Consider the following 23,775-nt stretch of genomic DNA (forward strand, 5'->3'; position numbering starts at 1 on the left):
AGAAATCATTATATCCTTTTCGTTTTTTGAACATTTTAACAATTCTATCTTTTCATCTGCAATATTCTATCATGTTTGGTTCAACGTTGGCATGCTCGAAAAAACCGGACAAGTCATTGTCCGGTTTTACGATTCCTAATCATTTGTCAAAACAGCAAGACTGATCGAAGGATCAACCTTGCTGCTTTTTTACATTGTGAATTACAGCTTCACAGGCTCTCCTGCGAATACTTCTAATTCCATTAGTGTCGCGAAAAAGGAGGGGGCTTGCTTCACAAACGCCTGAAAATGGGCGCTTTTATTGTGCTCCGCTACTGCGTCAGCGTCCTTCCACTTCTCTACCATGGTGTAGCGATATGCCTGCTCTGTGCTTTTCAGAAGGGTGTAACCCACATTCCCTTCTTCAGCTTGGCTGGCAGCAACCAGAGCTTTGACCGCTTGAAGGAAGGCTTCTTCCTGTGCGGGAATCACCTGCAGATGGGCATGTATAAGAAGCATGGTTTTCAACCCCCTTTCAACGAATTGAGATTATTTCCAGGTCGCCACTGTCTCGACGGGCAGCCTGTAAGACGGGTATCCTTCCTTTGCTGCTTTCCCGATGCTTATCAGCATGATCGGTTGGTAGCGATCCTTGTCCATATCAAACGCCTCTGCGATTTGATCCTTTTCATAGCCCCCGATCGGATTGGTGTCATAGCCAAATGAACGGGCAACCAACATCAATTGCATGGATACGAGGCCAGCATCGATAAAATTCACATCCCGTAGGTCAGAAGCTGGCAAATTGGCGTAATATGGCTTTACGGCCTTCAACTGCATGTCCTTCACTTCCTGTGGCATGTATCCGAGCTCGACAGATTTTTCAAAGATCTCATCCATATATTCCACATTATTCATGTCGACGAATACGGCGATGACAGCGGAAGAAGTGAGTACCTGCGTTTTGTTGAAGCGTGCCAGCTCTGCAAGCTTTTCTTTCCCTTCCTGACTTTCGATTACCACAAAGCGCCAAGGCTGCATGTTAACCGATGATGGGGCACGTGTGGCTCCCTCTAAAATTTCGGTCATTTCCTCTCGGCTGATTTTTACTTCAGGATCATACATTTTGACAGAACGACGACCATACGTGATTTCACGAAAATCATTTGTTCTTTGCAATGTGCTTATCATGTGAAAACAGACTCCTTTTACGTACAATCAAATGTTGTTTTGCATTCGCTGGAGAAAATCAGCTAAGACCTGCGTTTCACCCTCGCTAAAGCCGTCCAGAATCTGCTGGATAAAATTTCGTTTCTCGTTTTTGTACCCTTCAATCCGATTATGCCCTTCATCGGACAGACGAACGAAGGTTTCACGGTTATCATGCGGATTTCTTTGCCTAGTCACCATGCCATCCGCTTCCAGTTGCTTTAGGTGGCGTGTAATAGCGGCACTGTCGATATTGATGTGCTTTTGCAGCTGGGACTGATTGATCACGTTGCTTTCGCAAAGGGTCTGCAAGATCGCAAGACGAGTAGAGCTGATTCCGGTACAGCGTTCGAACTTGGGACTGATTTTATTCGTTAATCCAATGAGCAGAGTCAAAATCTGCTCCTCTTCAAATTCCTTGCGTGTCATATAAAATGCCTCCCGGGGGCACCAAGAATAGAAACACAGCCAGTCGTGCATCAATCATTGATCTATCAACATTTGACTCATCAATAGTTGATAGCTCAATTACTATATCATCTTATTTCATCGTTTGCAACCAACGACAAAAACATCCGCCCGGAACCGCAGCGGATGTTTTTATCATTGTCCGATCATACCTGCTTTGTTGGCTGTGCGGCCGCCTTGCTCTCCGCTTCCATCTGCGCACGAATCTCCTTCTCGATTTGCACGCGCAATTCTTGCTCCGTTTGCTTCACCGGTGCTTTTTCTTCCACCGCGATAGCTTTGGGTGCGTCATCGCTCAACAGTCCTTGCGATGCCAGCTTGAATTCTTTCAACGTGGAGCCAACCGCCCTGCCCAGCTGTGGTAGCTTGGACGGTCCGAATAGCACAACGCCAACGAGCAATAAAAATAAAATTCCAGTCAAACTTGGGATATGCATGCTTGATCACCTCTATTGGGCGTAGTTTCTTTCAGTATAACAGCCAATTTCGGTAGAAAAATGGAAAAACACATTATATTTGTGACAATCCTCTACGAACCGGACTCTTGATTAAACGGAAAAAACCGTGGACTGACGGCTTTCCTCATTGGCAACGCATTCATTTTTCAGAATAATTAAACTTTCATAAGTTCACATCCTCTTAACTTCAAACTCATTGAAAAACTGGAAATTTAGTAATAAAATGAAACATAGAAAAAGTCAAGTTCCAAATAAAGGAAATGAAAAATTCGACATGGGGGTACGCTGCAATATCTCTACCCTAAATCTTGCTAAGTTCAAGGAGGTCCTCATGTACAAGCAGGTACGTACAGCATCTGAGCTTGATGTCTTCTATTCGATTGTAGACTTTGTCTGGACGGAGAAAAGCTATGCTCGCGAGCGATTTGAAGGTACGGATAAATTTCTGCTCAAGGCGGAGGATAGCAAATGGGGCGCCGTTTTGGAAGCCTCTCCCTTGGAAAACAGCGATCCGATCATACGCGAACTGTTTTCCCCCTACATCAAAGAATTATCGGTCGTCGATATCCCGACGATTGCCGTGCTTCCACAATACCGCGGCAGTTTGGGAACGAAAGCGATCTCGCTCAGTGTGAAATACTGCGAAGAGCGTGGCTATGAACACGTAATAAGCGTGAACAATCCTGTTTTTTTCCGGGCTTTGAAAATTACATACAAGATGCCGCTCACCCGCATCGATCAAGCCATCAATTACAAGGGGTCACCGTTTATTCCGGCCATTCTGCACATTTCCCGCATTTATCAGAACAAATCTGACTATCCTTGGCTTTTCTACCCACAAGAAATCAACTAAAAACGGAGGCTTCCTCGATGGATCGTCATCTCATGAGCAGGCAAAATCTTTGGATTCTTCAGTTTGTCCTGGTGATTCTTACACTTTCCATGGTCACCAATCTCCTTACGGGGAACGACCTGATGTTCGTAGTCATCGCGTCAATTATCGGCTACACTATTTTTGGCACGCTCTGGTATTTATCATTTAGCAAAAAGCTGCGCGAAAAAACCGCTACTTTTGTAAGGTACGCCAATGTCATCATCATCGGGATTTACATTCACTTGACGATTGTGCTGGATCCGGTGCTGACAAGCTTCATGTTTCTCTTTTTCTACGTTGCGATCATGGCGATTTATCAAAGCAAAGTGGTCAATGTGATTGCGGGCATCCTGGCTGCAAGCTCTGCTGCCTACTTCTTCCTATTTGATGCCGCAAACATTTTTCCGTCCGTGGAAATTTCGGAATTGGTCTTTACCATCGTGATCTTTGTCTTCATGATGGCGTGCTTCAATTCGCAAAGCAATTTCAACCGCGGCCTGCGCATGGAAGTGGAAGAGCAGCGCCGCAAAGCAATTGAATCGAAGGAAACGTTGGAAAAAGCATTCCAGCAAATGAACGACTCCTTAAAAGCGGTGCAGCGCTTCCAGCAAGCGCTGCACAACCAAGCGGCAGTCACGAGCGAGATGTCGACCACATTGGTCAAGAGCCTCGACCGCATGGCGGAATCGTTTAGCGAACAGATGGATCACTCCACTGAAATCCGCAACGAAATGTCAGCGACGAACACGCGCGTCGATGAAGTGAGCAGCTCATCGCAAATGATCTACTCCTATTCCAAAGACACGCTGGAGTCAGCAGAAGCAAGCGGCGCCGAATTGGACAAGCTGGAGAAAGACCTCCACATCTTCAATCACTCAATCGAAACCGCGGCGACCTTGATGGGCCAGCTGGAGGAACGCACGGAAAGCATCGAGCGTATCATCAAAGTTGTGACGGACATTTCGCAGCAAACCAACTTGCTGGCGTTGAATGCCTCGATCGAAGCTGCGCGCGCGGGCGAGCATGGCCGCGGATTTGCGGTCGTTGCCGAGGAAGTGCGCAAGCTGGCGGAAGGCTCGAAAGACTCGACCTTATCCATCTCTGAGCTTTTGCTAGAGATCAAGTCATTCACAATCCAGGCGACCGAGCAAATCGTTAATAGCCAAGGCTTTATCCAGAAAAACCATACTAGCATGCAGAATGTGAAAACCATTTACCATGAAATCACTCAACACATGCAAAACTTCTCTGCCAAATCGCAGCAAATGCAAGACTTCTTATTCGGCTTGCAGGCGACGATGCAAGAGGTTTATTCCAAAGTGGATTCGGTGACCGACATTTCCCGCAACAATCATCAGCACCTCGAATCGATCTTGAAAATGATCCGCGAGCAGCACTCCGGCATTTTGCAGATGATCCACGATTTCGACTCAATCGAAAAACAGATGAGCCAGCAAAAGCTCTAGTGAAACCAACAAGCCGCGACTGTGATACATACACAGCTCGCGGCTTGTTTTATCCCCCACTTTTTTCCTATTACCTCTTGATTACTATTTTGGAGCAATGCGTATTTATCCGTGACAAACCTCCTTTTCGCATGGTATAAAAGTAATGTATTTTATCCAATTTCATGATCGATTGCGAAAAAGGCAAACCATGCCGAAAGGATGGGACGCAAAGCCGTGGGTCTACGGAGGGAACCCCTCTATGATTGCCAGGTTGCCGCATTTTGGACCCGTCACGTCGATCCAAGATGCTTATGCACTTGGGTCTTTTTCTGTTTTCGATCATTGACAACCAAGGGGGACTCCTGTTGAGAAGAAAAGAAATAACGCCGGAAGAAGCGAAGAAAAAATATATTCGCGAATTCCTTCAGACTATTTTGAATATGAACGACCAGGATGATCCTGCCTCGATCAAAAGCCTCATCGCTATGCTGAACGGTCTTTTACGCGTTAACACGTTTATTCCCCCGACGATTGAAATCATGAGCTTTATTAAACATCAAAAACCAACGCTGTACCACGCCACAAGAAAAAGCATCACATCCACAAGTAATCTGGCGATCCTGTTTCACCTTGATGCCGACCCCAAAATCGTTGCACAGCGTTTAGAAGAATACATTTCGGATTAACAGGTAGCTGATGAAGGCTGCGCGATTTCTGCAAGGAACGTCCTAATTTCCCTCGCAGTCGCGATTGGCTGATCGAGCGGCATGAGATGGCGAGAGTCAGCTAGCACGACTGTTTTGGTCGAGACTTTGGCTGGGACCCGTTCGATCATCTGCAGCTTCACTGAAAGCATTGGCTCTGTTTCCGCTGGCAGGAACAGGATCGGGCAACGGATGTGGCGATGCGCCTCTTCATAGCACAGATCGCACACCGTCTCCATGATTTGCAGATTAATCCGTGTGGGAATTTGATAGGCGATGCGACCATCCGGCAGCGGGTACCGCGACGTATGCTGAAACCATTTAGCAAAATACCCTTCCCACGGCACCCACCGGTGGATGTTGTCCGGAACAATGTCCTCCCCGGGTTCGAATGCTTTGATCGGCCGCTGGGCAAATTCGGCGAGAACCTCCTCACGGGTGAGATCCCGTTCGCCGTTCGGCCCGATATAGTTGATCATACCGGCATCCAGCAGACAAAGCGATGCGGTTCGCTCCGGATGAAAGGCGGCGAAAAACACGGCGAAATCACCGCCCAATGAATTGCCGATAAGATGCGCTTTGGGAATCTGCAGTTGATCGAGCACAGCGAGAATATCACGACAAACGGTCTCAATGTCATACCCTTTATCAGCAAAATCCGACTCCCCATGCCCCCGCAAATCCATGCATACTGGATGGTATTTGTCAGTGAAATGGGGCAACATCTCGTTCCAAATACTTGAGCGGCTCCCTTGTGGATGAAGGAAAAGCAGAGATTCTCCCTTGCGCTCGCCCTCCCAGACCTGTAATTTGGTTTGCGCGTGATAGACAGCTACACGTTTCATGATGATCTCACCTTTCATGGTTATTAGTAGAAAAGAGGTATCCCTATGAAGCGAACGGGACGGTTGCTCGAACTGCTCTCACTCCTGAATTCCAAAAAAACCTTTACGGTAAAAGAGCTAGCCGACACCTTTTCCGTCTCCCACCGGACGATGCTTCGCGATCTTCACCTGCTGAGCGAATCCGGAGTCCCGCTGCAGGCGACACCCGGCCCTGGAGGTGGATACAGTCTCCTCCGCAAGCATACGCTTCCCCCCGTCACATTCACGCTCGAAGAGGCTGTCGCCCTGATCATTTCCTATGAATCGTTTCTCCACTATACGGACAAGCCGTTCGAAAAAGAGACGCTTTCTGTCATCTCCAAGCTGTTCGCGATTTTGCCGCCGGAAGCGACGCAAAAAATCGAGCTGCTGCGGCAAAAAGTATTTATGCGCAACCCACGCCGCGTTACCCAGTCGCCGTTTTTGCGCCCGTTGCTCGATGCGGCGCTCGAACAACAGGCGCTTCACATCGAATACGACTCCTTACAGCGCAAGAGCAAACGAATCATCCAGCCCTATTACCTGTACGCATTCAATGGCTATTGGTATTGTCGCTGCTTCTGCCGGCTGCGGCAAAAAAACGTTTCCTTGCGCGTCGATCGTATTCTATCGTACACCGTACTGACCGAGCCTTCTCTCCCTGCCGTGCCGCAGATAGATGACGAGCTGGAACAGCCGGAGCTGCGCCTTTTCATGCGGCTGACTGCAAAAGGCTGCAAATTGGCCGATTGGCATCATGAGCTCGGCAATCTGATCCACTATCATGAGGACGGCACAGGCACGATCGACACTGTGATTTTTACAACGGATGTCGAGTGGGTCAGCCGCTTCATCCTCGGTTTGGGTCAGGAGGCGACCGTCGAGCAGCCAGAACAAGTAATCGACTATTTGCAAACCGAACTTGACGCTTTGCAGGAACGTTATGCGAGTGGATACGGCCCATCGAATATTTCTTCCGTCATCGTAAACGGAAATGGTGACAGATCGTGACAGTATTTTAAACGCTTGCTGTCAGTTTTTTTGTGTAAATAAAAAACCAGCCACATTGGCTGGTTTGATTGAGGAAAACTGCGTTCCTCTTGCTTATTTATTTGATTGAAGCGAACCCGAGCAATCCAAGCACCCCTGCTGCCGTCAGCACGATGCTCCAGAAAATGATGAAAACGGTCATCCATCGCAGCAGTCTGGCTGGCTCGGCACCAAAGGCGATGCCGATTGCCGCCCCAAGCGGTGCCCCTGTTATCAGCGGCGACAAAAAGGCCAGACCGATCACACCATACTTTTGCCAAACCTCCGCAATTTTCCCCTGCTTTTTGCTGGTTTTTCGCTGGTACCGTTTAATCAGCCATCCCCGCAGTGAATGCGCGAAATAAATGACGACCACAGCGCTTGTGATCGAGCCAAGCGCGCTGACCAATGCGATCGGCACCGGATGCAGCTTCCACATAAAACCGACAAGGAGGGCGCCCCACAGCTCGAGTATCCCCGTGCCGAAAACGGTCGCCCACATGATGATATCATTCAATCCACACGCTTCCTTTCATTCCCATCTGATAACCATTCACTTATATCTCCCTTACCATTATAGATCAAATGTTGCTAAATTAGGGAGTTTTTTAAATAAAAGTAAATAAAGTTTTAGATGGGACTGAAAGTTTCACCTGTTCCTACTGCGCCGCTTTGGCGAGCGTCGCAATCGTGCCGAGATGCATTGCCTCATGGGCAAACGCGAAATTTACGACCTCGCCTGCTGTCCGAAACGTCAATGGTCCCATCTCAATCGGGTTATTTAGCGTCTCATCCAATTGCGCCGGCGATACTTCATCGAGCGCCCGCAGCTGCTTCGTCAAATAGTGGAGCAATTCTTCTTTGGATGGAGGTGCTTGCGTCCAATCTGCCGGCTTCGTTCCTGTGTGAAACAAGACGCTGTACGTTTCTGGCAATTCCGTATTGAACGGAAACGCCAATGAAAAGAAATAATCAAGAGCGACGACGATATGCCCCACATTCCAGCGGATCGTATTATTACACCCTTTCGGCTGAATGTCGAACAGCGCTTCGTCTAAAGCCCCCAACTGGTGGATGGCGATTTGGCGAACAGATTTTCCTGTGTGGATAATGGCTTGGGACATGGTTGATTCCTCCGTTTATTTGGAATTTTTTGTCTTGCATCATTTACACCCTCAGTATACCTTTCTGCTTTTCACCCCATCAATCACGCCTTTCCGATCAAGATCAGTAGTGAAAACGATCGATGGGCTATTCTGTTCTTTTATTGACATCAGAAAACCTGGCTACGCCATGCTTTTTGGCGGAGCAGCGGTTGCCCTTGGATAAGCATTTTATAAATTCTTATCTGTATAAAAAAATCCCCCCTTAAAATAGGGAGGCCGTCTTGAATGGTCCATCGTGCCGTTACGGGCGCTTTTCTCTGCTGTAAAAGGCCGGCGTGAATGGCAGTGTAGGTTTTGCAGGATTCCTGGTGCGAAAATGTGTGATGCTCACATCCAGGATCGCGACAAAATGGATCAGGCAAATATGCAAAATATCGGGAAATTCATTCGGGTTAATATAATCGGGGTCACGCTTCAACACAGGGTGATGCTGCAAGGCGAAGGCAAATCGCTCCGTCTTGCGCAACATGGAGTAAAGCCGCCTGCCATCGTTCGGATTGAGATCCTTGTCCAAATGATGGGCGAGGGAATTGCGTAGGTCATTCAGAAACAAAAACGGACGGATTTCATCTTTTTCAATGAGGCCCAATGCACTAGCGAGCCTGACTTTGTTCGGAAAATTGAGTGTTGCAGGGTCAAACGTGTCCTGATTTACACAAGCGAGCTTAATCAGCTCAATCAGCCCCGCCTCGATGAACAAATGGCCTTTTATCAGCGACACGATCGGGTCCTTCGCTTCCGTCACGCGCTCGATAAATTGATCGGGATCGATATTCAGCTTCATCCATGACCTCTTTTCTCTTTCTATTTTGGGCTCAGCGCGTGATTGCCTCGTCGTCTAGCAACCGTTGTTTTACCTGCTGCAAGTCTTTCTGATCGATCTGGCAATCGCTCATAAGGTACGCTTCCATAGTGCCATGACGCGCCAAAACCGCCTGCATCACATCGTCCAGATAGTCACGCCGCACCTCGAGTAATGGCTTGATACGCTCGGGTGAGAGCTGAAACAGGCTGGCAATGCGAATAAACCGTTCCATCCGCTTCATCCGATGGGCAATCCGGTCATTGGACAGCAAGTAATCGTCTAGCACCTGTGCGTAGGGGACGCCGAGCAGTAATAGGATCACGGCACATAGAAATCCCGTCCGGTCTTTTCCACCCGTACAATGGATGAGCGCAGGCAAATTTGTTTGCTGTGCGAGGAGCGTGATCACTCCTTGGATTTGTCGCTGACTGTCAAATGCCATTTTATCATACATGTCTTTCATGATTTTTTCAAAATCAAGCTCTCGCGCCCGCAGCGTCAGCATCGAAAAAAACTGAAGCCGCGTAAGCTCCTGACTCCGATCCATGAACGGCAGGTTAATCGTCGTGATCCCTTGTCCTGTTGCTAGTTTGCTCGGCTTTGATTTGCGTTCGCCCGCCGTACGCACATCGATGACCATCCTGATGCCAAGTCCGCGCATCACCTCGATGTCCTCTTCCGTTAGGCGGGATAAATCCTCCGAGCGGTACAGCACTCCTTGCTTTACATACCGGCCGTCTTCCGTCTTACGTCCTCCAACGTCGCGAAAGTTGGAAAGTCCCGCAAATGAATGGCTCGCTTCGATTTGTCTATTTTTCATGATTTTTCTCCTTTCGTATAATCCCGATCGAATCAAATGACTATTTATGTATTTTTAGTCACATTAGTTCCAAAAGAAAAGACTGTCTCATCGCACAGTCAATTTACTTCCACCATGGAAATCATTACAATATAGTATAGTTATTCTGTGACCAAAAGTCCATAAAAAGTCACATAAATTCGAAATGGAGCAAACCGATGCCTAAATTCACAGAACAAGAAAAAGAGCGCGTTCGCGAGTCGCTGCTGGTTAAAGGAAAAGAGCTTTTTATCCAATACGGCCTCGCCAAAACGAGCATCGACGACATCATCCTCGCATGCGGGATCGGCAAAGGCACGTTTTATAAATTTTTCGCCTCAAAGGAAGAGCTGTATTACGCGATTCTGAAAAACGAAGAGGAGGTTCGTGAGCTTTTGATCGGCAAGCTGCTAGAAGAATCGCTCAGTCCGAAAGATCTGTTGACCTCCTTTTTCACCGCTTCCTTTCGCTATGCCGATGAGAACCCGTTTTTTCAGCGTGTGTTCCAAGACGGTGAACATGAGCGGCTCGTTCGCAAGCTGCCTAAGCATTTGGCTGATGAGCTGGCCATGGAAGATACAGCAAAAGGTATCCAAGTGGTACAAGCGCTGATGCACAAAGGCATATTACCAAAACAAGACCCGGCGATTGTCGTGGGCATTATGAAAGCGGTCATGCTCCTGCGTTTCCACAAAGACAAGATCGGTGAGCCGCTCTTCGACCAAGTGATCGAAAAGATGATCGATTACGTGACAGACGGCATGATCAAGGACACACAGGAATGATCGTTCACTAAGTGTCCTACAAGGCGGGCTTGCATGTCCGCCTCTTCGCCAAACGGACGCACAAGGTACAGCGACATTAGCCACGGAGGGGACACCCTCCTTTTTTTGATGGACGCATCACGTCCGTAGCCTATAGTCTCTCTTCCGATTGGTAAACATTGCATAAAAACGAGCGGCTTCGGGAACGATAACGCAGGAATTGGAGGGATTCGCGGATGAAGTCTGTGCAAAATCTGGAGAAAAAACTGGCACTTCTCTCGTTTGCCGTCTCCTTTATCCTCTTGCTCTCGTTGCTCGCCAAACTGATTCGGTCGTGACCGGAAAGGAGATCGCTCCATGCTTGACCAAATCGTCCTCGCACGACTGTTGACCTTTATCACACTAGGCTTCCATATCATTTTTGCCACGCTCGGTGTCGGCATGCCGCTTTTCATCTCGCTGGCCGAATTAATCGGGCTACGTAAAAAAGACCCGCACTACCATCTCCTCGCCCGCAGGTGGGCGCGCGGCTACGTCATTACCGTCGCGATCGGTGTCGTCACGGGCACATGCATCGCACTTCAGCTTGTCTTTATTTGGCCTGGCTTCATGCAGGTTGCGGGCAAAGTGATCGGGCTCCCGCTCTTTTTGGAGACGTTCGCCTTCTTTTTCGAGGCGATCTTTTTAGGTGTTTACCTTTACACCTGGGATCGCTTCAAAAATCCGTGGCTCCACTGGGTGTTATCCATCCCGATCATTATCGGCTCCGTCGGGTCGGCCTTTTTCATCACGACGGTCAATGCGTTCATGAATACCCCTCAGGGCTTCACACTTGCGGGCGGAACCATTACCCAGATCGATCCGTGGCTCGCGATGTTCAACCCGGCGACCCCATCCAAAGTGGCGCATGTGCTCTCTTCCGCGTTTTTGACCGTGTCGTTCGTCTTGGCGATGCTTGCCGCATTCCACTTGTACCGCAGCAAAAGGCATGTGTATTACAAAAAGGCTCTGCATTTCACGATGGTGCTGGGTTTGATCTTCTCGCTCGCCAATACGTTTATCGGTGACTTGTCTGGCAAGTTTTTGGCTGAATATCAACCAGAAAAGCTGGCCGCCGGGGAGTGGCATTTCCATACGGAAGAGCGGGCAAAGCTGATTGTCGGTGGTATTTTGCATCCTGATACGCTGCAGGTGGAGTTTGCGCTCGGGGTGCCGTTTGCGCTCAGCATTTTGGCAAAAGGTACACCTGATGCGACCGTGATCGGCTTGGACCAATTTCCACGCGACCAATGGCCGCCACTATATATCCATTATTTCTTTGATTTGATGGTTGGCTTGGGGACGTACCTCTTGGTCATTTCGATCGTGTATGTAATCGTCACGCTCGCGCAGAAGCGCGGGAAGCTGATGCGCCTGACGAAATGGAACCGCCCTTTTTTGGCCTTGATCATGGCAGGCGGCCCGTTTGCCGTGCTTGCTATGGAATGCGGCTGGATTTATGCGGAGGTTGGGCGCCAGCCGTGGATTTTGCGCGGGTATATGCGGACAAGCGAAGCCGCCACGCAGGCTGCTTATTTGCCGGAAATGCTGATCTTGTTCGTCCTGCTCTACGCGTTCTTGGGCGTGCTGGTCGTAACGGTGCTGATCCGTCTGTTTCGGCAGACGCCCCCCGAGATGGAGCTGGAAGCCAAAAAGATCATTCTGTAGAGGAGAGATCGAATGGAATTACATGAGATAGGCGTCATCATCGCATGGGTCTTCTTGTACGGCTATTTGATCGTCGCCTCGATCGATTTCGGCGCTGGCTTCTTTTCCTTTTACGCCAAGCTGACGCGGCGCGACCATATTATCAACAAAATCATCGAACGCTACCTCTCCCCGGTCTGGGAGGTGACGAACGTGTTTCTGATTTTTTTCGTGTATGCAGTCATCAGCTTTTTCCCTGATGTTGCTTACGTGTATGGGGTCGCCCTGCTCGTGCCCGGGAGCATCGCCCTGGTGCTGCTGTGTATCCGCGGTTCCTTTTATGCGTTCGCCAACTATGGCGCGCGGAAAAATATTTATTATTTGTTTGCCTATGGTGTTTCCGGCCTGTTTATCCCGGCATCGCTCGCGACGCTGATGACCGTTTCCGAGGGTGGCTTCATTTCCGTACAAGGGCGAAACGTCGAGTTGCTGATTGGTGCGCTGGTCAGAAGCCCCTATTCCTGGGTCGTGGTCTTTTTGGCGCTTACGAGCGTCCTTTTTATCAGTGCATCGTTTTTGTCCTATTACGCCGATCGGGCAAAAGACGTGGATGCCGGCGATCTGCTGCGCAAATTCGCCCTGTACAACAGCTTGCCCACGATTTTCTTCAGCTTTTTCGCCTTTTTCACGCTGCGCAATCACAACCCCGAGCATTTCGAGCGGATGCTGGACATGAGCTGGATGTTCATCGCATCGCTGGGCTGTTTTTTGGTAGCGCTGGCCCTCTACATTCAGCGGAAATGGTACGGGACGGCATTCATCTTCGTGATGCTGCAATTCGCCTTTGCGTTTTTCGGGTATGGCCGCTCGCATCTGCCTTATTTGCTTTACCCGCATTTGACGATTGAATCCGGGGTAACCAGCGAAGCGATGGGCGCTGCGCTCATAGCTGCGTTCATCGGCGGGCTCTTGCTGTTGATCCCGTCGCTTTATTTGCTGATGCGGCTGTTTATTTTCAATGCGGATTATGTGCAACGCGGGAAAGGTTCGTGAAGGTTCCATGTATTCCCAAGACGCAAAAAACCCGTTGGCTATGTGGCGCCAGCGGGTTTTGTTTGCCATTTGTTCGTAGGTTAGCTAATCAGTACGGAACGCACCGCCAGCTCGCGGATGACCGCTTCGTCCACGTCGACACCCAACCCTGGGCGATCGCTTAGCTTGAGCTGGTGGTTTTCGTAGGTCAGCTTGCCAAAATCGCGGGAGAACATGAGCGGACCGACCATCTCGTTGGAAAAGATGGCTTTTTTCGCAAGCGAGAGATGCGCACCTGCCGCGGTGGCGATTGCGGATTCGACCATTGAGCCAACCTGGCAGCCGATGCCCGCTAGCTCTGCTTGGGCGACGAGCTTTAATGCAGGGAAAATTCCGCCGCATTTCATCAGCTTGATATTGATCAAATCCGCCGCCTGGCGAACGATTACCTCGCGCATTTCCTTATCACCATGCAGGCCTTCGTCGATCATGACGGGAATCGTGGTTTTTTGGCGTATTTCGGCCAAGCCGATGATGTCATCGGCGACCACCGGCTGCTCGATCCATTCGATCCGACAATCCTCGATCTGCTTTAGCACGCGCAGCGTCGTCGCTGCAGTGCGCCAGCCTTGGTTCGCGTCCACCCGGAGCGGAACCTCGAAACCGATCGCATCGCGAACAGCGCGGATGCGCTGCACGTCCACGGTCGGATCGCCGCCTACCTTGATCTTGATGTTGGTATATCCCTCAGCGATTGCTTCCGCCGCCTGGCGCGCCATCTCCGCCGGCTCCAAAATGCTGATGACGCATGGCACGTCAAGCGTTTCATGATAAGCACCGCCCAGCAGCTTGTACACCGGCTGCCCCGTTGCTTTACCGATGATGTCATAACAAGCCAGATCGATGGCAGCCTTTGCGGACGGAGCGTATTTGACGATGGCATTCATGCGTTCATGCACGCGCTCCAGCTGGAACGGGTCCTGACCGAGCAGTGCCGGTGCCAAATCATGCTCAAGCATCGCATACGTGCTGGCGGACGTCTCACCCGTCACGTGGGAATCCGGCACGGCTTCCCCATAACCGACGTATCCTTCATCCGTTGTTACCTTTACAACGATGCTCGGCAAGTCGTAATACGTGTCATAGGAAACGATGAACGGACGATGAAGCGGAAGATTCGTGTTAAAAATTTCAATCGAGGTAATTTTCATGACAACAACTCCTTTTGACGCTGTTTCGTAAAATGGACCATGTTTTTTTACTTTTCTGTATTCTTATCTTAGAACAATCCCTTCGCGATGAAAAATTAGAATCCATAATGCTAACTATTAAAAAATTTTGGTATTCGCATTTACAACAAAAAAAAAAAGAAACCCTGCGCACCTTCGGGTTTCTCCTTGCATGTTGAATTCAAGGTCGCAGCGTCTGCCACGTATCCAGCAGCACATCGATAAAGCTACTAACCGTGCTGAAATCGCGCTCGTCCTTCGGATAGATGAGATAGGTAGAGAGCCGTTTAGGGAACCGCTCCAATACGACGAGACTCCCGTCCTGGACCTCTTTTTCAATCAAGATGTCGCTTATCAGTGCAATCCCCGCTTTCATGACGACAGCACGTTTGATCGCTTCCTCGCTGCCGCATTCGATTGTGGACGTAGGCTTGCAGTTGATTTCATCGAGGCAGTCTTTGATCACGCCCTCGATATCATAAGTGATAAACGGTTTCTCTGCAAAAATCTCAACAGCCGTCTTGCCCCTCGCGACCTCGGGATCCGCAACCAGCACCAAATCTTCCTGGTCGATCAAGATTTCCTCGATCCCCGATCGATTGCAAGTGCCAGCAATAATTCCGATATCCGCCTTATTCGAGTCAATCAGCTTGATCGTTTCCTTGCTGTTGTAGCAAAGCATTTTCATCTGCACTTGCGGATGCAGGTCGAGATAGACGCTGATCAGTTGGGACAAGTAATAGCTGCAATAAAATTCAGGCGCCGCTATCGTAAGCGTGCCGAACGGCTTTTCCAACCGCTTTAGATCCTGCTCTAGCTCATCGAGATCGGAAAATAGCTTTTCCGTATGCTTTTTCAGCATTTTTCCCGTCGGCGTGAGGAATGTCCGTTTCCCGACGCGGGAGAGTAGCGTATGACCAATCTCTTTCTCCAGCGCCTGAATCTGCAAGCTGATTGTCGGCTGGCTATACTTCAAAATGTCTGCCGCTTTGGTCAAATTGAGACACTCGGCCACGACATGAAACGTTTTCAAATGGCGTAGTTCCATTCATGCTGCCCCCCAAGCTTTGTCACTCTATTCATACAGGTCGCGCGCCAGCTCCTCCAACAGCCCAATGTCGAGGATTTCGAAACGGTCCCTCATTTTGACAATCGCGCCCTGCTTGCACAAATTCGTGAACGTGCGCAGCAAGTGGCGATAGCTTGTTCCGAGCAGTTCAGCAACCTCTGTCATGCTGTGCATACTCCCCGCACAGCCGCTTTTCTCATGTGCGAGGATGTAGCTGGCGACCCTGTTTTCAAGTGGATAAAGCAAATTTTGCGAGCTGTATTTGGACAGCCGAAACAGCTTGTCCCCTAAGCTTGCACACATGTAACGCAGAAACGCCGGATCGTCCAGCTGGCATTTGCGAATAACCTCCATCGGGACTGCCAGGCAATACGTCTCCTCGATCGCTTGAATGTTGGAGTTGGCATGATCCATCGTCATGAACTCAATGTCACCAATCACTTTGAGCGGGTTATAAAACTGCAGCAGCAGCGCTTTCCCGTTTTTCTGAGGCATGTAGACCTTCGCTTTGCCTTCGATCAAAAAAAGCAAGTAGTCCAGCTGCTCCTCCGCTTTGCACAAATGTTCATGTCTGTCGAAGCGGAACAGCTCAATGTGTGCCATGGTCTCGGCTGTCAAAATCTGATCGAGCCCGTACGTCCCGATCGCATGCCGAATTTTCCCCGTATCCAATACTTTTTGCATGAAACTGAGCCCCTTTTTACTGCCGAGGTTGTCCCTGTGACATCTGTCATCATCGTTACCTACGCGGACGTGGTAGTGTCATTACTATATCATGAGAAGGGGGATTACATGAACAAAGTCTATGCTTCCGTAATCGGCGTTTTCATCGCGGTCATGCTCGCCTTCAATGCCATTTTGGCCGGCCGCGCAGGCGATACTCCATCGCTTCTCATCATTCATGCCGTCGGGCTCGTTACCGTCAGCCTGCTTCTGATCATCAAGCGGACACGACTGACGATTGGTAAAGACATTCCTTTGTACCTTTATTCCGCAGGCGCAATCGGCATCTTCATGGTGCTGTTTAACAACATCTGCTTTGCTCACCTCGGCGTTGCCTTGACCGCATCGCTCGGTTTGCTCGGACGGTCGGTCGCGTCTGGCATCATTGACCATTTTGGCTTATTCGGCATGAAGCGTGTTGCATTTACCCGCTCCAAGCTCGTCGGAATGGGCTTGGTTTGTGCTGGCATCGTCGCGATGGCGCTGTTTTAGAAAGGAGACCGCATGCTATACATCAGTTTGGCACTCATCATCGGTGTACTCATCATTTTTTCCATGATCATCAATTCGCACCTCGCGCGCAGAATCGGGGTGCTGCAAGGCACTTGGATCAATTATCTCGTCGGATTGGCCGGTTCCGCGGTTTTGCTTTTCGCTGTAGGCGATGGGTTGGTGATCGCTGGCATCCCATGGGAAATCATCCCTTTTTGGGCTTATTTCGGGGGCGCGGTCGGTGTCCTGATCGTCGCATTGTCCAATATTGTCATTCCGACCATCCCTGCCATCTATTCGACACTGCTCATGTTCGTCGGCCAGCTGTTTGCGAGCATGCTCATCGACTATACCGTGGGACATCCAATTACAGTAGGAAAAATTGTCGGCGGTCTCCTGATCCTTGGCAGTATGTTGTATAATTTTTTCAACGACAAAAAAGCTGCGGCAACCGCTGTAGATCACAAAAAGGAGTTCAGCGTGCAAGCATGAAACCGACTGAAAGCGAAAAACAACATATTCTTTCGTTCGTCAAAGAGCTGGAACGATTGAAGGACCAGCAGCGGACGGCCTGGACCGGCATGGCGCGGCGCGAAAGCATCGCCGAGCATTCGTGGCGGCTCACCATGTTCGCCCTCATTCTTGAGGATTACTTTCCCGATGTCGACTGCGACAAAGTGCTGCGCATGTGCCTCATCCATGACCTTGGCGAATGCTACGATGGCGATGTATCTGCCACGATCCCTGTCGACAAGGCGGAAAAGGAGCGAAAGGAAGAGGCAGCCATCACCACCCTGTCACAACCGCTTGCTTCTCGCACCCGGCAAAAATTGCTCGCGCTGTGGCACGAGTATAACGCCGCCGAGACAAAAGAAGCGAAGCTCGCCAAAGCGCTGGACAAGATGGAAACGATTCTTCAGCATAACCAAGGGAAAAACCCGAGTGACTTTAATTATGTGTTCAATTTGGACTATGGCCGGTCGGCGGCACAGTTTGATCCGCTGCTCGCCTCACTACGCGAGCTGATCGATCAGGAAACGATGGCGCGCGCACGTGAAAACGGGCAAGTATAGGATAAACGACAATCGCTAAAAACACGAGCAGCTCCGCTCCAGATACCCCTTACCTTTTCCATCGCAGCACAGGCACAGTTGCTTGTTTTCGAAAGGAAATCGATCGCTTATGGATACCATTCAATCGCTTTTGCAAGAAAAACAGATTCCGCATGACATCCTCTCCCACCCCGCGCATCTTCGCACTGCACAAGAAGGAGCGGATTATTTGGGCATCGAGCTGGGGCAAACGGCCCCTACCTTGATTTTGGCCACAGACAACGGTTATGTCGCGCTCATCGTATCGGGGGCGCGCGGACGCGTCCAGCTGGAGGAGATCGCAGCCATCTTGGGCGTCGAGCAGGTGAAGCTCGCCCCGCCTAAGGACGTCTTGCGGATCACTGGCTATTGCGTCGGCAGCGTTCCATTGGTAGGTTTGCAGCTTCCATGCATCCTCGATCGAGAATTATTTCGCTTTTCGAGCATCTATGGCGGGACAGGCGATCCCGCTTCCACGCTCAAACTGCACCCGGAAGCCTTGGAGCAACTGAACCGTGTGATAGCCTACCTCGAATAAACGACATGCTAACAACGAAAGACCGCCTTTTTCACACAAAAGGCGGTCTTTCTCATTCTTGTCGCTAGCGGATCGAAACGCCGACGCGCTCCACTCCGACTTCCACATATTCCATTCCGTCACACTTCCCAAACGCAAAGCTTTGCAACAGCACGCTATCGCGCAGCACATCTTCAAAGCGCTCGATTGCCGCTTTCCCCGACTGGCTCACATCGAATACGAGCTCCACTCGTTGCGTGATCGGCAGCTCCCGCTTTTTGCGCGCATCTTGGATTGCCCGAACGATCTCGCGCACGAACCCTTCTTGCAAAAGCTCCGGCGTGATCTCGGTATGGAGGGCAACGGTCAGCTGATAGCCTGTAGCAGAGGCAAACCCTTGTTTCGCCTGCTTTTCCACCAAGAGCTCTTCGCTCGCGATGCGCAAACGCTCGCCCGTCTCCGTCTGTAATTCAGCAAAGCCTTGCTCAACGATCACACGTGCGGATTCAGGATCAAGCTGGCGCAAATACTTTTGGATCATGCCGACCTGCTTGCCGTATTTGGCTCCGCCAATCTTCAGGTTGAGCTTCAAAGCGTACTGGACGATATCCGCATCACCCTGTTCGACCCGGATCTTTTTGACGTTGATCTCATCTTGGATGATCGGGGCATAGGCATCAAGTGCGACAGCCCGTTCGCTCACCACGATCAGCTCCGACAGCGGCTGACGCGTCTTGATTCCGGCTTCGTTGCGGACGTTACGCGCCAGTTCGACGACTTGGCGAACCAGCTCCATCTCCTGCTCCAGCTCTGGATCGATGGCTGTCGTGTCCACCTCCGGATACAAGGTGTAGTGCACACTTCCGCTGCCACCCACGTTTTGATAAATGTCCTCCGCAAGAAACGGCGTGTACGGGGCCAGCATACGGCTGATCGTCATCAGCACTTCATGCATGGTCTGATAGGCGGCCACCTTATCCTCAGTCAGCCCGCTCCCCCAGAAACGATCCCGCGAACGGCGCAAATACCAGTTGCTCAGTTCGTCGATGAACACCTCCAGCTTTTTGGCCGGATTGAGAAAATCATTCGCTTCCAGTCCCCGGCGCACCTCGGCAAGCACACTGTGCAAGCGGGAGAGAATCCAGCGATCCAGCTCGGTTTGCAGGGCGCGTTCAGAGTGCGCGTTCGGATCGAATCCATCGATCGTGGCATACAGCGCGTAAAAGGCATGGGTGTTATGCATCGTGTCGATCACCTTCGATTTTGCTTCCGTGACGATCTGCTTGGAAAAACGCTTGCTGTTCCAAGGCGCGCTGTCGGAAAGCAGCGCCCAGCGAAACGCATCGCTGCCCAGCTCCTCGATGATCTCCCACGGGTCGATGACATTGCCTTTGCTTTTGGACATCTTTTGCCCGTTCTCGTCGAGCACATGGCCTGTTGCAAGGACCGACTTGTAGGGAAGCTTGCCGTTGAATAGCGTCGAGACAGCCAGCAAGCTGAAAAACCACCCGCGCGTCTGGTCGATCCCTTCGACGATCATATCGGCAGGATACTGCTCGGCGAACGTCTCCTTGTTTCCGAACGGATAATGGTATTGAGCGAACGGCATGGAGCCACTGTCAAACCAAACATCGATCACTTCCGGCGTCCGCTCCATCACGCCTGAACAGTGCGGGCACTTCACTTTCACCGCATCGACATACGGCTTATGCAGCTCAAGCGTCTCGTCGATTGGATCAAGCGCATGCGCCCGCAGTTCAGCACGACTCCCCGGAGCGAACTGCCCCTCGCACTCGTTGCACACCCAGACGTTCAGCGGTGTGCCCCAATAACGGTTGCGGCTGATGTTCCAATCGACCAGCTCTTCGAGGAACTTGCCGAATCGGCCTTCCTTGATATGGCCAGGATACCATTCGACCTGGTTGTTGTTTTGGATCATCTGCTCCTTGACCGCAGTTGTCTTGATGAACCAGCTTTCCATTGCGTAGTAGAGCAGCGGGCTTTTGCAGCGCCAGCAGAACGGATAGCTGTGCTCGTATTTTTCTTTGGCGAAAAGCAGATTTCGAGATGCCAGCTCCTTGACGATGTCGACATCGCAATCTTTGACAAAACGGCCAGCAAATGAGGTGACCTCTTCCGTGTAGCAGCCTTTGTCATCGACCACGTTCACCATGCTGATGCCGTTTTGCATGGTAACATGATAGTCATCCTCCCCGTGAGCCGGCGCAATGTGAACGATCCCCGTTCCGCTCGTATCGCTGACGAAATCGGCGGCAATCACGAAATGGCCCCGTTTCGGCTTGATGAAGGCAAATGGCGGCTCATAGCCCGCATCGACGAATTCCGCCCCTTTGTGTGTGGACAGCAGTTCATAGTTCCCTTTAAAAAGCCCGTCGACCAGATTGTGTGCGGCGATGTATGTTTCACCGTCGTGCCGCACTCGCGCATAGGTCAACTCCGGATTCACCGCCAGCGCGACGTTGGCCGGCAGCGTCCACGGGGTCGTCGTCCACGCCAGGAAAAAGTCGCTCGTCCCCTTTTTTCGGAATTTCACCGTTGCCGACAAATCTTTCACATCTTCATAGCCTTGCGCCACCTCGTGGGAGCTAAGCGAGGTTTGGCAGGCAGGGCAATACGGGCTGACGCGATGCCCTTTGTACAGCAAGCCTTTCTTGTGGATTTCGGCCAGCAGGTGCCAAACGCTCTCGATGTATTCGTCTTTGAGCGTCACATATGGATCATCCATATCGGTCCAATAACCGATGGCTTCGGTCAGCTCCCGCCATTCGCGCTCATAGGCAAAGACACTCTCCTTGCATTTTTTGATAAACGCTTCGACCCCATAGCGCTCGATCTCTTGCTTACCAGAGATGCCAAGCTGCTTTTCCACACCAAGCTCGACCGGCAAACCGTGTGTGTCCCAGCCTGCCTTGCGCACGACCCGATAGCCCGCCATCGTTTTGTAGCGCCCGATGAAGTCTTTGATGACGCGCCCGAGCACATGGCCCGGATGCGGCAAACCATTCGCTGTCGGCGGACCTTCGTAAAAGACGAAAGGCGGTCGTCCTTCCCTTTGCAGGATTGAATTTTTGAATGTCTCCTCTTCTCGCCACTGATTGAGTACACGCAGCTCGCGACTGCGTGCCTTTTCTTTGACATCGACTTTTTCCATGCAAATCAGCCTCCTGTTTTTTGGGAAATCAGAAAATGTAGCTTCGCCAAGCTGGCGGAGCCTAGCTGATGCACGTATACGGGATAGGAATGGCTTTCGATTTTGATCGAAAAACAAAAAAAACCCGCCCCCGAAGGGACGAGTTTTCACTCGCGATACCACCCTACTTCCATTCCTCCTCTTTCCGTCATCGGAAAAAAGAATCATGGCGCTCCATCTACGTACCATCATACGCGTCCCTTGTAACGGCGGGATCCCGGTTAGGCTTACTAGTCTCGCAAGACATTCAGCTTCACTTCTCAGAGATGATTTTCGGCTGCAGGCTGAACACCGGCTTTCAGCAAAACACCGGCTCTCTGGGGAACAGCGTCACAACGTACTCTTTCTCGTCTTCAAATTTCGTAGGTATGAATTATTATCGTTATGTAATCACATTAATCATTACATGTCAAGGGCAAGCTGACGCGAATCACGGTTTTTGTAAAATATTTTTTAGTAAAAATCCTATAAATAATCGTAAAAATCCCGAAAGTAAATATACAGAATTTTTAGTATCATCTCCACAAAGGGGGATTGTTCATGAAAAAACAGCGACTCACTCGCACCATTCTCGCATTATCAACTACACTTGCCGTCGTGATGGCAGGGTGCTCCGCCAAAACAGAGACAGGCAGCGGACAAGCAGTAAAATCATCCAGTCCTACGCAAAGTGAAACATTGGTCATTGCCCGGCTTTCCGATGCGAACAATCTGGACCCCCACTTCATCTCGTCCATCAATGCGGCTAGCGTGGTTCACCAAAAAGTGTATGAAGGGCTGGTCACCCGCGACCAAAACATGGAATTCAAGCCGCTGCTTGCGACAGAATGGAAGCAGCTCGACGACCGAACTTGGGAGTTCAAGCTGCGCCAAGGCGTCACATTCCATGACGGCACGCCGTTTACCGCGGCGGCAGTGAAAAAGACAATTGGGCGCGTGCTCGATCCCGCTGTCGCATCACCGCGAGCCAACTTGTTCAAAATGATTCAAGAAGTAAAAGTGGTGGATGATTATACGGTTCAATTCATTTTATCAAGCCCGTTCTCCCCGCTTCTCTCTATCCTCGCAAGCCATGAAGGAAGCATCATCAGCCCCGCTGCCATCGAAAAATATGGCAAAGAGCTGGCGAGAAATCCGGTCGGGACCGGGCCATGGACATTCACGTCCTGGACGCCAGGTCAAGAGATCGTGCTCGCCCGAAACGACAATTACTGGGGGCAGAAGGTGAAAGTGAAACAAGTCGTCTTCAAAGTGGTGCCCGAAGATGCGACGCGGATCGCGATGCTCGAGACAGGCGAGGCACAAATTGCCGAACCGCTACCGGTCACCGAAATCGAACGCGTGCAGGCTTCTTCCTCCATGAACTTATACCGAAGCGAGGCGTTCGGCACCGAGTTCATCGGCTTCAATACGAAAAAGAAGCCGTTTGACGACGTCCGTGTCCGCCAGGCAATCAGTCATGCGATCCAGACCGATGCCATCATCAGCGGTGTATTCAATCAGGTCGGCACGAAGGTATACTCCACGATGGGCTCCAAGGTGTTCGGCGCCAACACTTCATTGAAAGGATATGACTACGATCCAAACAAGGCCAAGCAGCTGCTCGCTGAAGCAGGCTACCCGAACGGTTTTAAGACCACGCTCTGGACAGGCGACCGCAAAGAGCGGATCAACACGGCAGAAGTCGTACAATCCCAGTTGAAAGGCATCGGCATCGATGTCGACGTGAAGGTGCTAGAATATGGCGCATATTTGGATGCGGAGGACAACGGGGAAACCGACATGTTCATCAGCGGCTGGGGCAATGCCACCGGTGACGCCGATTACAATCAGTACAACCTGTTCCATACTAGCTCACTTGGTAAAGGCGGAAATACCACCTTCTACCGCAATGCAGAGGTTGACAATCTAATTGATCAGGGACGCGTCGAGCAAGATCCGGAAAAACGCAAGCAGCTTTACGCAAAAGCCCAAGAAATCGAAATGAGTGAAGCCCCGATGATCCCAATCCGCACGATTGAAAATATCGCGGCGGTGAGCAACCGTATCAAAGGTTTCCGTATCTCTCCTTCCGGCTATTTAATGATCAACGATGTTACAATGGAATGAAAAAAGGACGA

At 50.6% G+C, this 23,775-nt stretch carries 25 protein-coding genes, 1 riboswitch and 1 other annotated feature; of the genes, 12 read left to right on the plus strand and 13 right to left on the minus strand.

What is annotated here, in order from left to right:
- Window positions 1-201: 201 nt before the first annotated feature.
- The 4 genes from EDM56_RS23925 to EDM56_RS32120 form a co-directional block, all read right to left on the minus strand.
- Window positions 202-498 carry a putative quinol monooxygenase gene (locus EDM56_RS23925; protein ID WP_122920450.1) on the minus strand — a complete coding sequence of 99 codons (297 nt, stop codon included), beginning with the start codon at window positions 496-498 and terminating at the stop codon, window positions 202-204.
- 30 nt (window positions 499-528) lie between these two features.
- A complete protein-coding gene (locus EDM56_RS23930) occupies window positions 529-1,170 on the minus strand; it encodes a nitroreductase family protein (RefSeq protein ID WP_122920451.1) in 642 nt (213 codons plus the stop codon).
- Window positions 1,171-1,197: 27 nt separating this feature from the next.
- Window positions 1,198-1,617 carry a MarR family winged helix-turn-helix transcriptional regulator gene (locus tag EDM56_RS23935; RefSeq protein WP_122920452.1) on the minus strand — a complete coding sequence of 140 codons (420 nt, stop codon included), beginning with the start codon at window positions 1,615-1,617 and terminating at the stop codon, window positions 1,198-1,200.
- A gap of 185 nt (window positions 1,618-1,802) precedes the next feature.
- Window positions 1,803-2,093: a twin-arginine translocase TatA/TatE family subunit gene (locus tag EDM56_RS32120; protein ID WP_122920453.1), complete on the minus strand. Its 291-nt coding sequence runs from the start codon at window positions 2,091-2,093 to the stop codon at window positions 1,803-1,805.
- Between the two features lie 352 nt (window positions 2,094-2,445).
- On the opposite strand from EDM56_RS32120, the gene EDM56_RS23945 reads away from it, so the two are divergent.
- The 3 genes from EDM56_RS23945 to EDM56_RS23955 all read left to right on the plus strand — a co-directional run bounded on the left by EDM56_RS23945 (window position 2,446) and on the right by EDM56_RS23955 (window position 5,122).
- Window positions 2,446-2,967 (plus strand): hypothetical protein, encoded by a 522-nt coding sequence (locus EDM56_RS23945; RefSeq protein ID WP_122920454.1) that lies wholly within the window; start codon window positions 2,446-2,448, stop codon window positions 2,965-2,967.
- 17 nt (window positions 2,968-2,984) lie between these two features.
- A complete protein-coding gene (locus EDM56_RS23950) occupies window positions 2,985-4,454 on the plus strand; it encodes a methyl-accepting chemotaxis protein (protein ID WP_122920455.1) in 1,470 nt (489 codons plus the stop codon).
- 172 nt (window positions 4,455-4,626) lie between these two features.
- A riboswitch (cyclic di-GMP riboswitch) is annotated at window positions 4,627-4,715 on the plus strand.
- Window positions 4,716-4,801: 86 nt separating this feature from the next.
- A complete protein-coding gene (locus EDM56_RS23955) occupies window positions 4,802-5,122 on the plus strand; it encodes a hypothetical protein (RefSeq protein ID WP_122920508.1) in 321 nt (106 codons plus the stop codon).
- On the opposite strand, the gene EDM56_RS23960 is transcribed toward EDM56_RS23955, so the two are convergent.
- Complete coding sequence (locus tag EDM56_RS23960) at window positions 5,119-5,985, minus strand: alpha/beta fold hydrolase (RefSeq protein ID WP_183192573.1); 867 nt, start codon at window positions 5,983-5,985, stop codon at window positions 5,119-5,121. The two genes, EDM56_RS23955 and EDM56_RS23960, sit on opposite strands and share 4 nt — an antisense overlap.
- Window positions 5,986-6,030: 45 nt before the next feature.
- Between EDM56_RS23960 and EDM56_RS23965 the strand changes: the two genes are divergently transcribed.
- The gene (locus EDM56_RS23965) at window positions 6,031-7,014 is read left to right on the plus strand and encodes a helix-turn-helix transcriptional regulator (RefSeq protein ID WP_122920457.1); all 984 of its coding nucleotides are present in this window, start codon (window positions 6,031-6,033) and stop codon (window positions 7,012-7,014) included.
- Window positions 7,015-7,111: 97 nt separating this feature from the next.
- On the opposite strand, the gene EDM56_RS23970 is transcribed toward EDM56_RS23965, so the two are convergent.
- From EDM56_RS23970 to EDM56_RS23985, 4 genes are all read right to left on the minus strand, one after another.
- Entirely contained in the window at window positions 7,112-7,549 is a 438-nt protein-coding gene (locus tag EDM56_RS23970; protein ID WP_246009512.1) for a small multi-drug export protein, read from the minus strand.
- A 142-nt stretch (window positions 7,550-7,691) separates the two neighbouring features.
- Window positions 7,692-8,156, minus strand: a complete 465-nt coding sequence (locus tag EDM56_RS23975) for a DinB family protein (RefSeq protein ID WP_122920458.1) — start codon at window positions 8,154-8,156, stop codon at window positions 7,692-7,694.
- A gap of 283 nt (window positions 8,157-8,439) precedes the next feature.
- Entirely contained in the window at window positions 8,440-8,982 is a 543-nt protein-coding gene (locus EDM56_RS23980) for a hypothetical protein (RefSeq protein WP_122920459.1), read from the minus strand.
- A 31-nt stretch (window positions 8,983-9,013) separates the two neighbouring features.
- Complete coding sequence (locus tag EDM56_RS23985) at window positions 9,014-9,823, minus strand: tyrosine-protein phosphatase (RefSeq protein ID WP_122920460.1); 810 nt, start codon at window positions 9,821-9,823, stop codon at window positions 9,014-9,016.
- Window positions 9,824-10,020: 197 nt separating this feature from the next.
- Here EDM56_RS23985 and EDM56_RS23990 point away from each other — a divergent pair, with 197 nt between their 5' ends.
- The 3 genes from EDM56_RS23990 (at window position 10,021) to EDM56_RS24000 (ending at window position 13,344) form a co-directional block, all read left to right on the plus strand.
- Window positions 10,021-10,626: a TetR/AcrR family transcriptional regulator gene (locus EDM56_RS23990; RefSeq protein WP_122920461.1), complete on the plus strand. Its 606-nt coding sequence runs from the start codon at window positions 10,021-10,023 to the stop codon at window positions 10,624-10,626.
- Between the two features lie 336 nt (window positions 10,627-10,962).
- Complete coding sequence (locus EDM56_RS23995; protein ID WP_122920462.1) at window positions 10,963-12,312, plus strand: cytochrome ubiquinol oxidase subunit I; 1,350 nt, start codon at window positions 10,963-10,965, stop codon at window positions 12,310-12,312.
- A 12-nt stretch (window positions 12,313-12,324) separates the two neighbouring features.
- On the plus strand, window positions 12,325-13,344 hold the full coding sequence (locus EDM56_RS24000) for a cytochrome d ubiquinol oxidase subunit II (protein WP_122920463.1): 1,020 nt from the start codon (window positions 12,325-12,327) through the stop codon (window positions 13,342-13,344).
- Window positions 13,345-13,424: 80 nt separating this feature from the next.
- On the opposite strand, the gene EDM56_RS24005 is transcribed toward EDM56_RS24000, so the two are convergent.
- The 3 genes from EDM56_RS24005 to EDM56_RS24015 all read right to left on the minus strand — a co-directional run bounded on the left by EDM56_RS24005 (window position 13,425) and on the right by EDM56_RS24015 (window position 16,305).
- Complete coding sequence (locus EDM56_RS24005; protein ID WP_122920464.1) at window positions 13,425-14,534, minus strand: mandelate racemase/muconate lactonizing enzyme family protein; 1,110 nt, start codon at window positions 14,532-14,534, stop codon at window positions 13,425-13,427.
- 199 nt (window positions 14,535-14,733) lie between these two features.
- Window positions 14,734-15,600, minus strand: a complete 867-nt coding sequence (locus EDM56_RS24010; protein ID WP_122920465.1) for a LysR family transcriptional regulator — start codon at window positions 15,598-15,600, stop codon at window positions 14,734-14,736.
- A 27-nt stretch (window positions 15,601-15,627) separates the two neighbouring features.
- Entirely contained in the window at window positions 15,628-16,305 is a 678-nt protein-coding gene (locus tag EDM56_RS24015; protein WP_122920466.1) for a cyclic nucleotide-binding domain-containing protein, read from the minus strand.
- A 108-nt stretch (window positions 16,306-16,413) separates the two neighbouring features.
- Here EDM56_RS24015 and EDM56_RS24020 point away from each other — a divergent pair, with 108 nt between their 5' ends.
- The 4 genes from EDM56_RS24020 (at window position 16,414) to EDM56_RS24035 (ending at window position 18,465) form a co-directional block, all read left to right on the plus strand.
- On the plus strand, window positions 16,414-16,836 hold the full coding sequence (locus EDM56_RS24020; protein ID WP_122920467.1) for a DMT family transporter: 423 nt from the start codon (window positions 16,414-16,416) through the stop codon (window positions 16,834-16,836).
- A gap of 12 nt (window positions 16,837-16,848) precedes the next feature.
- Window positions 16,849-17,328, plus strand: a complete 480-nt coding sequence (locus EDM56_RS24025) for a DMT family transporter (protein ID WP_122920468.1) — start codon at window positions 16,849-16,851, stop codon at window positions 17,326-17,328.
- Window positions 17,325-17,909, plus strand: coding sequence for an HD domain-containing protein (locus tag EDM56_RS24030; RefSeq protein WP_122920469.1), 585 nt, complete (start codon window positions 17,325-17,327; stop codon window positions 17,907-17,909). The genes EDM56_RS24025 and EDM56_RS24030 overlap by 4 nt, the downstream gene beginning before the upstream one ends.
- A gap of 109 nt (window positions 17,910-18,018) precedes the next feature.
- Window positions 18,019-18,465, plus strand: coding sequence for an aminoacyl-tRNA deacylase (locus tag EDM56_RS24035; protein WP_122920470.1), 447 nt, complete (start codon window positions 18,019-18,021; stop codon window positions 18,463-18,465).
- Between the two features lie 64 nt (window positions 18,466-18,529).
- Here EDM56_RS24035 and ileS read toward each other — a convergent pair whose 3' ends face one another.
- Window positions 18,530-21,616: an isoleucine--tRNA ligase gene (gene ileS / locus EDM56_RS24040; RefSeq protein ID WP_122920471.1), complete on the minus strand. Its 3,087-nt coding sequence runs from the start codon at window positions 21,614-21,616 to the stop codon at window positions 18,530-18,532.
- Window positions 21,617-21,747: 131 nt separating this feature from the next.
- Window positions 21,748-22,018, minus strand: a binding site (T-box leader).
- Window positions 22,019-22,195: 177 nt separating this feature from the next.
- Here ileS and EDM56_RS24045 point away from each other — a divergent pair.
- Window positions 22,196-23,764: a glutathione ABC transporter substrate-binding protein gene (locus tag EDM56_RS24045; protein ID WP_122920472.1), complete on the plus strand. Its 1,569-nt coding sequence runs from the start codon at window positions 22,196-22,198 to the stop codon at window positions 23,762-23,764.
- Window positions 23,765-23,775: the final 11 nt, after the last annotated feature.

Source organism: Brevibacillus fluminis (assembly GCF_003710825.1).
Taxonomy (GTDB): Bacteria; Bacillota; Bacilli; order Brevibacillales; family Brevibacillaceae; genus Brevibacillus_D; species Brevibacillus_D fluminis.